This is a genomic window from Salinivibrio sp. VYel1, assembly GCF_009377945.1.
GTDB lineage: Bacteria > Pseudomonadota > Gammaproteobacteria > Enterobacterales > Vibrionaceae > Salinivibrio > Salinivibrio siamensis.
Map to the genome: position 1 here is coordinate 1 of NZ_RSAM01000001.1, position 13,968 is coordinate 13,968.

Annotated in this window: 7 protein-coding genes; 1 reads left to right on the top strand and 6 read right to left on the bottom strand. The window is 50.7% G+C overall.

All coding sequences use genetic code 11. The features are described 5' to 3' along the window. Nucleotides 1-98: 98 nt before the first annotated feature. The 5 genes from EHW58_RS00005 to EHW58_RS00025 all read right to left on the bottom strand — a co-directional run bounded on the left by EHW58_RS00005 (nt 99) and on the right by EHW58_RS00025 (nt 12,344). On the bottom strand, nt 99-7,727 hold the full coding sequence (locus EHW58_RS00005; protein ID WP_194163190.1) for a VCBS domain-containing protein: 7,629 nt from the start codon (nt 7,725-7,727) through the stop codon (nt 99-101). Nucleotides 7,728-7,981: 254 nt separating this feature from the next. Next, complete coding sequence (locus tag EHW58_RS00010) at nt 7,982-9,853, bottom strand: PhoX family phosphatase (protein WP_370517120.1); 1,872 nt, start codon at nt 9,851-9,853, stop codon at nt 7,982-7,984. A gap of 187 nt (nt 9,854-10,040) precedes the next feature. Continuing rightward, a complete protein-coding gene (locus tag EHW58_RS00015; protein WP_077607039.1) occupies nt 10,041-10,892 on the bottom strand; it encodes an Mbeg1-like protein in 852 nt (283 codons plus the stop codon). 119 nt (nt 10,893-11,011) lie between these two features. After that, entirely contained in the window at nt 11,012-11,512 is a 501-nt protein-coding gene (locus EHW58_RS00020) for a hypothetical protein (RefSeq protein WP_046075991.1), read from the bottom strand. Between the two features lie 97 nt (nt 11,513-11,609). Next, the gene (locus EHW58_RS00025) at nt 11,610-12,344 is read right to left on the bottom strand and encodes an ABC transporter substrate-binding protein (protein ID WP_227486441.1); all 735 of its coding nucleotides are present in this window, start codon (nt 12,342-12,344) and stop codon (nt 11,610-11,612) included. 191 nt (nt 12,345-12,535) lie between these two features. Here EHW58_RS00025 and EHW58_RS00030 point away from each other — a divergent pair, with 191 nt between their 5' ends. Next, nucleotides 12,536-13,171, top strand: coding sequence for a TetR/AcrR family transcriptional regulator (locus EHW58_RS00030; protein WP_152793861.1), 636 nt, complete (start codon nt 12,536-12,538; stop codon nt 13,169-13,171). A gap of 34 nt (nt 13,172-13,205) precedes the next feature. Here EHW58_RS00030 and EHW58_RS00035 read toward each other — a convergent pair whose 3' ends face one another. Beyond that, entirely contained in the window at nt 13,206-13,925 is a 720-nt protein-coding gene (locus EHW58_RS00035) for a YebC/PmpR family DNA-binding transcriptional regulator (protein WP_046075989.1), read from the bottom strand. Between the last annotated feature and the right edge of the window lie 43 nt (nt 13,926-13,968).

Sequence of the window (13,968 nt, forward strand, 5' to 3'; positions counted from 1 at the left end):
ATTAGCCAACGTGAAAGTGATGAACAAAGTCATAAGACTTGGTATGCCTGTTAGCTATCGAGTTGATTGATGGGAGTAACCCCATTGGGATCAGTACGTTAGATGAATGATTTGATCAACAACGCCGTTTCAAAGGTCTGCTGCGCGCTGTCCGTGGCGGGATCATAGTTGTACGTTTGCCCATCTAGGGTGAGCGTGGAAACGTATCCACCGTCGGCGCCGAATAAGGAGACAGTATTACCCTCATCATCCATCAGAACCATGCCACCCGAAACTTGTCCGCTCTTGATGGTTTGTAGCAGTGAGTAAGCGAGTTCATTTTCATCGGTCACCAGCAACACATTGTCACTGCTATTACCTGAGCTACTTGCTGCTATAGGAGTCAGTGGCGATGTCGTAATGCCATCCCCGACCCCGACACTGAAGGACTCATCAATGCCTTGCGCGCTGATATAATTTTGCCATGCACTTTGCAGGCTGGTGTTATTTTCAAAGTCATCATTGGGTATCCCATCCGAGATAAAATAGGAGACGGTTTTATCTGCGGAGGTCCCAGAGGTATCGACAGTATTGATGATCTCGTTTAGCGCGTTATCGTAGCGGGTGGCACCGCCGGCATATAGGCCCTCGATTGCGTCTAATGCGCTGCTGACATCGTTAAGTATCCAACCTGAAGACTGGGCTTCACTCGAAAATGACACAACTTGGATGTTTAGATCGCCAAGCTTATCGTATTCCTCTACCATGGATTTTAGTGCGGCTTTGGTGACTTCCATCCGAGTGGGTGAATCCGGGTCACTCGGATCAACCGGATCGGCCATACTACCCGAAAGGTCAACGGTAAGAATCAGATTAAAGGTCGAGCTACTCTCTGCCGTCGCATATAAGGCACTTTCGATGTTGTCAGAGGTCGGCGTATCATCTTGCACATTGACAGTTAAAGCCGATGAGCGATAAGCGGTGGCCGCTGTTGGATCATAAGTCGTGTAGGTGAAGGCTTCACTCACGTTATCGCCGCTGGTGGCGCTGTTGAGTGTATAGGTATAGTCACCCGCGCGATAACCTTGGTTGTTGTCTTGGTTATAAACAGTCAAGGTGCCACTGGCGGTCGTGAGGGTTAAGACACCGTCACTGCCAAAACTTTGTCCATTAACTTGATCGAGAGCGACATTGGTACCAATCCCGGTGTCATTATCCAAAAGGTTGCCTTGGGTGGAATGACTATTATCGTTGCTCACTAACCCTTGCTCGCTGACTGAAGCGATATCGGCGTTTAACTGGGTATTATTGTCATGGCCGACTGTGAGCTGTGCCTGACTGATATCCCCATCGCTGTCGGTGAGGGTATAAGTGAATACCTCATCATCCAGGGTGCTGGCATCCGTCGCCGACGCGACTAATGATTGGTAAACATAGCTACCGTCAGACTGGATCGTTAATTGCCCTTGCGATGTGGCAATCACAGTACTGCCGTTAACCGCATAGGTGGTACCGTTGAAGCTAACCGCGGTCACCGTGGTGGTATCCGCCCCAAGGGTATCGGCGCCAGCGCCGGCAGTGATCACGTTTCCCCCTGTCGAGGCGGCAGAGGCCACGCTGTCGCTATCATCATGGGCGACAGGCGCGGAGTCGCTCACATCAAAGGTCACGGTTGTCCACTCGCCATTCTCGCTGCTTTGGTACGAGAAGCTATCATAGACTTGACCGCCGCCTGCATGATTCACTGCTGGTGCGGTGTAGGTGAAGCTGCCATCGGCACTGACCGTAATGCTGCCGCCCAGTGCGGTGGCGATGGTGGCAGGGCCGATCACAACTTCACTGTTGCCACTTTCTCCTTGGCTGGCATTGGTGGCAACGCGGGTGACCGTGGCCTGTGTGTCTGTATCGTTGCTAATCAGCCCATTGGCACTGGTAATGCTGGTGGTTTGTCCTTCGGTCAGCGCAAAGCTATCATTTTCTAGATTTAGCGTGGCCGTGGTCGATGTCTGATCCGTGCCGTCGGTACTGATAGCCGTAATGGATAGGGTGACGCCAGTCATATCGGCGGGAGAGGCGAGATTAAGATCACTCAATTGCGCGTCCGTGAGCAGCCAATCGCCGGTGCTTGCTTCTTTTGTCCCCGCTGATAATACCGCATCGTCCGGTAAGCCGCTGATTCGGTAAGTGAGTGTTTCGCCCGATTCATTGGCGGTGCCGGAGATTGTTAAGGGCGAAAGAATGGCACGTGATCCGCCCGCTCCAGGGTCAGTGGCGGAGATTTGTCCTGTGTTATCAATATAAGTCAGTGATTGATCGCCACGGCTGACTGTGAGGGTGGGGGCGGTAGCAACCCCTTCGACGTTGAAGGTGACATCGTGCGTGAGACTCGCATTTTGGGTATCGGTGGCGCGGAAGCTTACTGTCTCTGTCCCACTCCAATCGGCGACCGAAGAAATGGTCGCGATGCCATTCGCATCAATAGAAACGGAGACACCACTAGGCACATTCGCCACATCAAAGCTTAACGTATCGTTGCTATCGATATCCGAAAATACCGTATTCAGATCAATGGTGTAGCTAACAAAATCCTCTTGCAGAGTTTGTGTTGAAACGGCTTGAGTCAATATGGGGGCGTCATTAGTACCGGTAATGGTAATGGCAATGTCCTGTGGTACACCGTTAGTAGCGGTTAGTGTGATAGTGTCGGTAACTTGATCGCCGGCATCTAAATCCTGAACCGAGCTTTGATTGAGCGTGTAAGTCCAATTGCCGTTCACCAGCTCTAGCGAACCGTAAGTGCCTGCCTGTGTGACGTCGGCAAAGCTCGGTGCATCGTCACCGTCGATATCACTGATCGCAATGGTGCCGGTGGCGGTGACAGGCGCATCACCTTCGTTACCTTCGGTCACTGAGCCAACAAACTCTCCGCTGACTTCAGGGTCATCCTCGCTACCGGTAATAGTGATAACAATATCTTGCTGGGTGTTATCGCTTGCGGTGAGGGTGATGGTATCGGTCACCTGATCGCCGGCATCTAAATCCTGCACCGAGCTTTGATTGAGCGTGTAAGTCCAATTGCCGTTCACCAGCTCTAGCGAACCGTAAGTGCCTGCCTGTGTGACGTCGGCAAAACTCGGTGCATCGTCACCGTCGATATCACTGATCGCAATGGTGCCGGTGGCGGTGACAGGCGCATCGCCTACATCACCCTCGGTGACCGAGCCAACAAAGCTTCCAGTGACTTCAGGTGCATCGTCGGTCCCCGTAATGGTGATCACAATATCTTGTTGCGTGTTATCGCTTGCGGTGAGGGTGATGGTGTCGGTCACCTGATCGCCGGCATCCAAGTTCTGTACGGCAGACTGATCGAGGGTGTAAGTCCAGCTTCCATTGACCAGCTCTAGCGAGCCATAGGTACCGGTCTCTGTAGTATTGGCAAAGGTGGGATTATCGTCGCCATCAACGTCACTGATTGAAAGTGTGCCACTTGCAGTCACAGGCGCATCGCCCACATTGCCCTCGGTCACGGAACCGATAAAGCTACCGGTCACTTCTGGCGTATCCTCACTACCAGTAATGGTGATGACAATAGCTTGCTGGGTGCCATCAGAGGCGGTGAGAGTAATGGTGTCGGTCACTTGATCGCCAGCATCTAAATCCTGCACGCTGTCTTGATCAAGCGTATACGTCCAATCACCGTCTACTAGCTCCAACGAGCCGTAAGTGCCTGCCTGTGTGACGTCGGCAAACGTCGGATTGTCGTCGCCATCCACATCACTGATCGCAATGGTACCCGTGGCAGTTACTGCGGTATCGCCCACGTCACCTTCGGTCACTGAGCCGGTAAAGCTACCGGTGACTTCAGGTAAGTCGTCGGTGCCGGTAATGGTGATAACAATATCTTGCTGTGTGTTATCGCTTGCAGTGAGGGTGATGGTGTCGGTCACCTGATCGCCGGCATCCAAGTTCTGTACGGCAGACTGATCGAGGGTGTAAGTCCAATTGCCGTTAACTAGGTCTAGCGAGCCATAAGTCCCCGCTTCAGTGGTATCGGCAAAGGCCGGTGTATCGTCGCCGTCGACATCACTGATCGCAATGGTACCGGTGGCAGTGACCGCATCGCCTTCGTTGCCTTCGGTGACTGAGCCAACAAACTCACCACTCACTTCTGGCGCATCGTCGGTCCCCGTAATCGTGATGACAATATCTTGTTGTGTGTTATCGCTTGCGGTGAGGGTGATGGTGTCCGTCACTTGATCACCGGCATCTAAATCCTGCACGGCAGACTGATCGAGGGTGTAGGTCCAGTTCTCACCGACCAGCTCTAGCGAACCGTAAGTCCCGGTTTCTGTGGTATCGGCAAAGGTTGGCGCGTTGTCACTATCGACATCACTTATCGCAATGGTGCCGGAGGCAGTGACCGCATCGCCTTCGTCACCTTCGGTCACTGAGCCGGTAAAGCTACCGGTGACTTCAGATAAGTCGTCGGTGCCGGTAATGGTGATAACAATATCTTGTTGCGTGTTGTCGCTTGCGGTGAGCGTGATAGTGTCTGTCACCTCATCACCGGCATCCAAGTTCTGCACCGCAGACTGATCAAGGGTGTAGGTCCAAGCACCATCTACTAGCTCCAACGAGCCGTAAGTGCCTGCCTGTGTGACGTCGGCAAAGCTCGGTGCATCGTCACCGTCGATATCACTGATCGCAATGGTGCCGGTGGCGGTGACAGGCGCATCACCTTCGTTACCTTCGGTCACTGAGCCAACAAACTCTCCGCTGACTTCAGGGTCATCCTCGCTACCGGTAATAGTGATAACAATATCTTGCTGGGTGTTATCGCTTGCGGTGAGGGTGATGGTGTCGGTAATTTGATCGCCAGCGTCCAAGTTTTGTACAGCAGATTGATCGAGGGTGTAAGTCCAATTGCCATTGACCAGCTCCAGCGAGCCGTAAGTCCCCGCCTCTGTGGTATCGGCAAAGGTCGGGTTATCGTCACTATCGACATCGCTGATCGCGATGGTGCCCGTCGCAGTCACCGCGGCATCACCTTCGCTGCCTTCGGTGACTGATCCAGTAAAGCTACCGGTGACTTCAGGTAAGTCGTCGGTGCCGGTAATGGTGATAACAATATCTTGTTGGGTGTTATCGCTGGCAGTCAGGGTGATAGTATCTGTGACTTGATCGCCGCCATCTAAATTCTGCACGCTGGCTTGATTTAGGGTGTAAGTCCAATCACCGTTCACCAGCTCTAGCGAACCATAGGTGCCCGCTTCGGTGGTATCCGCAAAAGTCGGCGCATCGTCGCCATCCACATCATTGATTGAAAGTGTGCCACTTGCAGTCACGGCGGCATCACCCACGTCACCTTCGGTCACCGAGCCAACAAACTCTCCGCTGACTTCAGGGTCATCCTCGCTACCGGTAATGGTGATAACAATATCTTGTTGTGTGTTATCGCTTGCGGTGAGCGTGATAGTGTCGGTCACCTCATCACCGGTATCTAAATCCTGCACGGCAGATTGATCGAGGGTGTACGTCCAAGCGCCATCTACTAGCTCCAACGAGCCGTAAGTGCCTGCCTGTGTGACGTCGGCAAAGGTTGGCGCGTCGTCACTATCGACATCACTGATCGAAATGGTGCCGGTTGCAGTGACCGCATCGCCTTCGTTGCCTTCGGTCACTGAACCAGTAAAGCTACCGGTGACTTCAGGTAAGTCGTCGGTGCCGGTAATGGTGATGACAATATCTTGTTGTGTGTTATCGCTTGCGGTGAGCGTGATAGTGTCGGTCACCTCATCACCGGCATCCAAGTTCTGTACGGCAGACTGATCGAGGGTGTAGGTCCAGTTGCCGTTAACTAGGTCTAGCGAGCCATAAGTCCCCGCTTCAGTGGTATCGGCAAAAGCCGGTGTATCGTCGCCGTCGACATCACTGATCGCAATGGTGCCCGTCGCAGTCACCGCGGCATCGCCTTCGTCACCTTCGGTCACTGAGCCAGTAAAGCTACCGGTGACTTCAGGTAAGTCGTCGGTGCCGGTAATGGTGATAACAATATCTTGCTGTGTGTTATCGCTTGCAGTGAGGGTGATGGTGTCGGTCACCTGATCGCCGGCGTTTAAACCTTGAACAAGACTGCTGTTGTTATCCAGCGTATAAGTCCAAGTACCATTCATCAGTGATAACTCACCGTACTGACCGGACACATTGCCATCGGAAAAGCTCGGCGCATTGTTACCATCTGCATCCGAAATACTGAGAGATCCTGTCGTTTCTAAAATGCTGTCTTCGACAACATCGCCAAGGGTTTGGCCGCTAATCACAGGATCATCATTTGTACCTGTGATAGTTATCGCGATCACTTGGCTGCTGCCGTCTGATGCAGTCACAGTGAAGTTATCCGAAACCGCATCGCCCTCGCTAAGAGATTGCACAGCATCGCTATCTGCGGTGTAGGTCCAGTTGCCATTAGTGAAGACGAGCTCACCATACAGGCCGGATTGCGTGCTATCGATCCACGTTGGGCTATCGTCCGGATCGGTGATCGACAAGGTACCGGAAACCGAGTCTCTGGCTATCAAACTTCCATCAGAGCCATCGATTTCCCCCTCCGAGAGCGTGCCTGAGGTATCACCTGTGATGGATGCGGGATCGTCAATACGTTCCACTGCTGAGGTGAAGGTTTGAGAGGTGCTCGCTTCGCCGTCTGAGGCGGTGATTGTAAATGTCAGCGAGGCGATATCTAGTGCATCATTATTGATTGCATTTACGCCTGCCTGAGTGAGAACAACATTATTACCCTGCAACTCGACATAGTTTTGTCCACCGTCAGTCAACGATAGGGTGAGGACATCGTCTTCTATATCCGTCGCCGTTACAGTGCCGACGGTATCGCCGGCCGCGACCGCATCCTCAGTGACCGATATGGCAGAAAATTGCAGCGTCGGAGCATCGTTGACGGGATTCACGGTGACCGTGATATCGGACGGGGTTTCTGCTTGGCCATCGGAAACAATGACTGTGAGATCAAGATCGCCATTGAAATTGGGCGGTGGTGTGATGACGATATTACCAGACTCATCCTCGTCGATTTCGACATCTGGATTGCCACTGTTGATGGAAACAATGGTGAGGGTATCGCCGTCTGGATCGTTGATTTGCTGCAGTATTTGATTGGGCGTCAGCACCAGGGGTTGATCTTCGTCGGTACTGAAGGTGAGCGATTCGGCGCTCGGCGCTTCATTGGTATCTGCGGCAGGGAATACGGCGTCAGCACTTGCCAATCTTAGTGCGGTTAGAGCAAAAAGCTGTTCGTCGGTAATGCCACCATCGGGGTTGGTAATGCCCTCAGTTTGGAAACCCGCAATGATCTCGCCAATACGGCCGTTCGCTTCAATGATTGCCATGGCCGTGATCGCAGAACCTGAAGCCGCCGCACCGGCTGCGGTGGCGGCATCTTCAATCGCATTGGGATCTTCACCGCGTTGGATGGCTTCAATGATTTCAAGCACATCCTCAGGTAAATCTTGTACCAGCGTATCGTCTTCATCTTCGCCGACAAGCAAGGCAGATAAGGCGAGGTTGGTATCGACACCATTCTCAAGGCGCACTGAGGCAGGCTCGTTGCCCACCGCGGTGACGAGCTCTCCCGTTGAAACCGTTTGATTTGCCTCTATCTGACGCACTTGGCCATCAGGTTGAACGGCAGCAACCGTTCCTTGCGTCTCGGTGACTTGTGTCTCTGTCGCCATGCTGTCGGCTCTCCTCGGCAACTGCATCACGCCAACGTTTTGATTTATATTCAATTACGTCACTTTATCAACGCGCTGGACACAGTTTGGTGCACGATCGTTACATATTCCCTCTATAAATATAGTTAATAGTTGGCAGTGGCGTATAAAAATTGAGCGACTCAATTGAGAGGTAAGGAGAGAAAAAGCCCTTGCGTTGGCAAGGGCTGGGCTGTTTTAACAAAGTAAGGCTTAGATCATTGGACGATGAAGGGTTAAGTACCGATTACGCCACCGTCTTCTTTGGTGATCATGATGACCGAAGAGCGAGGAATGGCGTCACCGCCTGCAGGGAAATGGGCGCCTGGGTGTTGTACACCCACAAACATAGTGCGTGAGTCAGGCGTAAAGGTCAGTCCCGTGATCTCACACGATGTTGGCCCGGTAAGGAAGCGACGAATTTCCCCCGTTTGCGTGTCGGCACACAGCATTTGGTTATTGCCCATGCCAGCGAAGTCTCCCTCGTTGGAGTAATCACCGTCGGTTTGAATCCAAAGACGACCGGCACGATCAAAGCCGATACCATCTGGGCTGTTAAACATGTTGTCTCTATTGATGTTATCGGTACCCGCCATTAATCCAGATTGCTTTTCAGGATGGCCGGCCATCACGAAAATGTCCCACTCAAAAGTAGGCTGAGTATGATCGCCTTGGGTCGGTGCCCAGCGAATAATATGGCCATACGGGTTTTTGGTGCGTGGGTTGGCCGCATTTAATGGTTGGCTGTCTTTCACGCCACGGTACTTGTTATTGGTGAGGGTGCAGAAGACATGCTTGTTGTCGGCGTGCACGGCGACCCACTCAGGACGATCCATGGTGGTTGCACCCACTTGCGTCGCGGCTTCGCGGGCAAAAATGAGCACGCTGGCTTGGTCGGGAAAGCCATTTTCTGGGGTCAGGCCATTTTTACCAAAGGTGAGCTCTAACCACTCCCCTTGACCTTTGAGCTCGTCGTCGCTGCCGGTAAATTTGGCGACATATAAGGTACCGTTCTCGAGCAAATCGCGATTAGCGCTACCTTTACTCGGATCGTATTTTCCCTCAGAGACAAATTTATATAGGTGCTCGCCACGTTCATCATCGCCCATATACACGACAACATGCCCATCATCATTGACCGTTAGCGCGGCATTTTCGTGCTTAAAGCGACCCAGTGCACTGCGCTTTTTCGGGGTCGAATTGGGGTCCATAGGGTCAATTTCGACCACCCAGCCGAAGCGGTGGGGCTCATTGGGGTGCTTGGCGACATCAAAGCGCTCGTCGTGCTTGTACCAATCGTATCCCCAATCGGTATCGCTGATGCCATAGCGCTGATAGGTTTTGCCCAAGGTGACGGTTTTTTCGCTAGCAAAATAGCCATTAAAGTTTTCTTCACAGGTCAGATAGGTGCCCCAAGGCGTTTCGCCGTTGGCACAATTGTTAAAAGTGCCGAGGATCATTTTACCCGACGGATCAGCCGCGGTTTTGAGCAGTGAATGGCCGGCGGCGGGACCTGTCATTGCCATTTCTGTATAAGCGGTAATACGACGGTTTAAGCGACCTTGCGGATTGATTGTCCAGCGACCATCGACTTTTTTGAGTTCGACCAAAGAGACGCCATGCGCCGCTTGCGATTTGCGCGCATCATCGGCTGAGATGTTTTCTCCACCGTGCGTAAACAAATACTCATCGTTGATATACTCGTTATTGACCGCGAGCAGGGCGCGATCATTGGCGAGCGGGAAAAATGTCATGCCATCGTTGTTGTCGCCAAACTGCTGAGCTTGCGCATCGGCATTGTTTTGTTGCGAAAAAGCAGGCGCATTAGTAAAGATAGGATCGCCCCAAGACACCAGTACGTCTGCCTTATAGCCAGCAGGTACCTTGACTGTATCAGCGGTTGAGGTCGGGATTGCGTCAAAGCCTATCAGTTCACTTTTGCTCATGCTGCCAGCCACTGCTTTGGCAACAGGGTTAGCGGCAAAAAAAGCGACCGTACTAGCGGCGCCCGCGCCTTGTAAAAAGCGGCGACGACTTACGGCGGCATCAATAAAGCGATTGAATTCGGGTTCTGCGTCCAGCGGACGTTGGTCAATATGCTTGCTCACGACAATTATTCCTTTCTGTTCGTTATCGTATTTATGATTTAGGTGATAGCGATGCGCCAAAAAGTACATCGCAAAGCCGGTCGAAAGTGTGGCGAGGCAATATGAAAACGGGGTGACTGCTGGGTGACAGTCTTGGGACAGTGAAGGAAGCTGGTATCAAGATCACGTATTGGTTGATACAGGCCAATTAGTGTTGGTCAAAGTAATCTTTGCGTCGGATGTATTTATCCATGTAATGATACGCGATGGGGCGTGCGAGCCAGCTAAATAAAACCCTGAGCACGCGAATCAGTGACGACGTGTCGGTATAAATTTTGTTCTCATGTAGCCATAGAAGCCGACCGACATGCCAATACAGAAAAGGAATCCCGGGTAAGAAGGTAATGATGTCGACATCACAACAGATACGATAAGTTTTGGTATGAAAGGGATAATGCCGCTTAAAACGCCACATACCAGCGGCAGGCTGACCAAAGGTGACGATGCGTTTAATAGCACTGCCCATTTGTGGTTGAAGCATCGCCGCGGCAATAACTGCCATCGCGCCGCCTGACGAATGACCAATAAAAGAGACTTTTTTGTTGGCCTGAACCAAAGGCGACAGGGCGGAGCAGAGTTTATCGAGCACCGTATCGCCGTCTAAGGAAGCCATATCCGCCGCTTGTGCGACATCAGCAAACTGGCTCGTGGTCATAGCTTGGTAACGACGCTTGTGCTGTTGCCAGGGTAAACTTTTTTGTGTCAGTAAGTAGTGAAATCCCCAGTGTACGTAACAATAAGTGTTAGCCATGCGAATACGCTTAGGACCACAGGCACAATTTACTAGCCAGTCCCACAAGGTTTGCGAGCCACGAAATACCACCACCACATCGTCATCATCTCGCCAGAGTACACGAATAATACAGCGCCCCCAGCGGTCGTAAATATCACGTCGTCCACTCGGACTGAAGCCGTATTGCGTGTGATTAAAAAAGGTAGGATAAGAGGCGCGGCATAAAATGGCATACCGCTCGTATTGATACCGCTTTAATCGCTTCATGGTGAACCTTGTGTCATCGTCATGGGCCTAGGCTAGCGAATAAACGTGACGAAATAGCGAAAGCAGTGTGGGATGCTCAATCAATAGACAAACTCGGATCTCGGCGCGTGCCTGGATGATTAATAATTGGTGAGAAAAGGCTCGAGGTGTGTATCGTAAGTCAGGGCTTGGATAGGGCCTCGGTGTGTGATCAAAAATTCAGCATTGGTACAGTTCCCGACACCGATAATGACTTGTACCAGCAAACGTAAATCCTTTAACCAACGTTGAGACTGTTCTTGGCTCCAATCGTCACGATACAGACTCATATGATATTCCACCCACCAGTAGGCGCCACGAATAAAGGCTTTCATCACTGATTCGGCAGCCAATATTTGCTCGGCGGTACCAGAGAAATCAAAATCAGGCGAAATGGGCTTGCCTTGTGTAAAAGCCACATAGTTACGGCAATGACGGAATAATGCGAGCTGAAGCCCTGCAGCGGAGTCGTAATGGGTAAGCGCCAAAGTGGTTACAGGGAGGTGTTTAATTGACCGACGGAATAACGCGGCAGTACGCTTTCCGGGCATAAGGTGCTCAATGGCATAAAACAAATCTAAACTGATAAGCTGATTACGCAAAGCAACTCTTCTCTCTCTGATTCAACCGCATCATCCTGCCTGAAATGGCGTGTCGAGTATACAGCACTGTGGACTGAAATGAAGAAATAAACCTCAATCACTCAAGCCCATAACGTGCTTTTAGTTCAGTAATCTTGGCTTGGTTATCGGCTAAAAATTGGTTAAATTCTTTAATCAGTTTTGGATAGTGAATTGTTGAAAGGTGACGAGTTCCTTTCACATGTGGGAGGGTATCATCAAACTTTACCGAGCCTTTTTTGAGGCCCTTTTGGTCAAGATAAAACTGTGCGACGTCAATATTGGCGTAGCCGCCATCAACGCGACCACTGATTACCTTCATTAACAGCGAATCATATTGATAGCTTTCATCGACACGTATTTTTCCGGCGCTGATACGTGATTGATAAGGGTGGGGAGTGAATCCGGCTACCACGCCGAGAAAACGGAATTCATCCAAAGGCCGGCCATAGTGTTGGTCAATAACCATGACGCCATCCGTGTAGCTCACCACAGGATCACTGTATGTCACACTGACCTTTTTTTTAATGTCTGGGCTCCAATCTGGACTGTCTGGATATTTCAGATCGACAGCGCCCTCGACAAAGCGGTGGTAAAGGCGTCTTAGGGGAAGCGCTTTGTAGACGAAACGGTAGTGGTATTCATTGGCAAACATATCCAACAGCTCTCGGTTAAAGCCAGAATAGTTACGGTTAGAGTAGGCTGAATACGGGTAATACTGTGAAAAACTCTGTACGCCAACCACATACGTGGTCTTAGCGCTCACCGGCCATGCAACCGCTAGTGTTAACAGCAACGCCCACACTCTTTTCATCACTTACTTAACCTCTTATCAGTTCTGCCTCTATTCATTGTAGCCATTGCGTTTGAACCTGTCTTTGAGCCTTGTTCTGTTATTTTACAACACCCACTTTCATCCTCTTTTTTCTTCCGACGCTTCCGTGTTGAGAAATCATTCGGTTATCGGTCACATTTTGCCCGAAAAAAATTGAATGAACATTCGGTATGTTTTATTTTTTCATCTGGACTTTCACTTTTGATCAAAAAACGATGAACAAAAACGAAATTGCGTCGCGTGCTATGCGCCAACACATTCTTTCGACAACGCTAGAAATCGTTGGAAATGAGGGGCTTGCTGCATTAACGGCAACAAAATTAGGGAAGAAAGCCGGAATCAGCAAAGGGGCGCTGTATCATCATTTTGACAACCTTGATGCCGTCAAATATGCAGCGGTTGATGAATTAATCTCTATGTTTCTTGCTGTGGCCGAGCCTGCAAATTTTGATGATTTTGAGAGTTATCTCGAAGTGACAGGGGATACCTTGTACCTCACCATGCAATGTGAGCCTTATGCGATGAAAGCGATGTATAGCTTTACAACCCAAGCCTTATTTGATGAACAGTTCAGGGTGGCTATTCAGCGCTTTTCTCAACATGGTTTAACGGAATACACGCGTGCGATTGAGTATTTTTATCAGGGGAAGATTCCGCAGCATCAGATTGATACGGCAATTCGTGTCGTGGATGCCTTTTTCCTTGGTGTGGGTTTGCAAAGTTATGTACTGCAGGGGGATGATAGATTTCGTCAAAACTGGGCGTTATTTTCGCAAATGCTACTCACGCAACTGGGTGAGCGATAAGGCGCCATGATGACATGGCGCTTAGTCATTGTGCTTAGATTAGCTCTGCGTTGTGGTAGACATTTTGGACGTCGTCGCAGTCGTTAAGCATATCGAGGAACTTTTCAAAACGTTCAACATCCTCGCCGCTGACCTGAGTGTCGATTTGAGGCACAAAGGTGATCTCTTCAAGATCAATCGGCGTGTCGCCAAGATAGTCACTTAGCGCATTTTTCACTTTGAAAAACTCTGTGTGAGGGGCAAAAATTGTAATGATACCCTCGTCTGCTTCGATGTCTGACACATCCACATCAGCCATGACCAAGGCTTCAAGCGTGCCTTCCTCATCATCTCCTTTAAACTGGAAAACAGCTTGGTGCTCAAACATATGAGACACCGCACCGGGCGTGCCAATTTTCGCATCGTTTTTCACAAAGCACTGGCGCACGTCCATATAAGTACGGCTGTTATTATCCGTTAAGCAATCAACAATCACCGCGCAGCTGCCAGGCCCAAAGCCTTCATAACGCGCCACTTCATAGTTTTCGCCACCTGTGCCATTGGCTTTATCAAGCGCTTTGTCGATCACATGACCTGGAACCTGATCTTTTTTCGCTTTCTCAATCAAACGACGCAGTGATAGATTGCTCTCAGGATCCGAGCCGCCATTTTTAGCACATACGTAAATCTCTTTACCGTACTTTGAATAAACCTTAATTTTCGCGCCCTGGGTTTTCGCCATTGACGCTTTACGAACTTCAAAACTTCGTCCCATTCGGAATCTCTCTTAATAACGCTTACGCAGAAACGGGTTGATT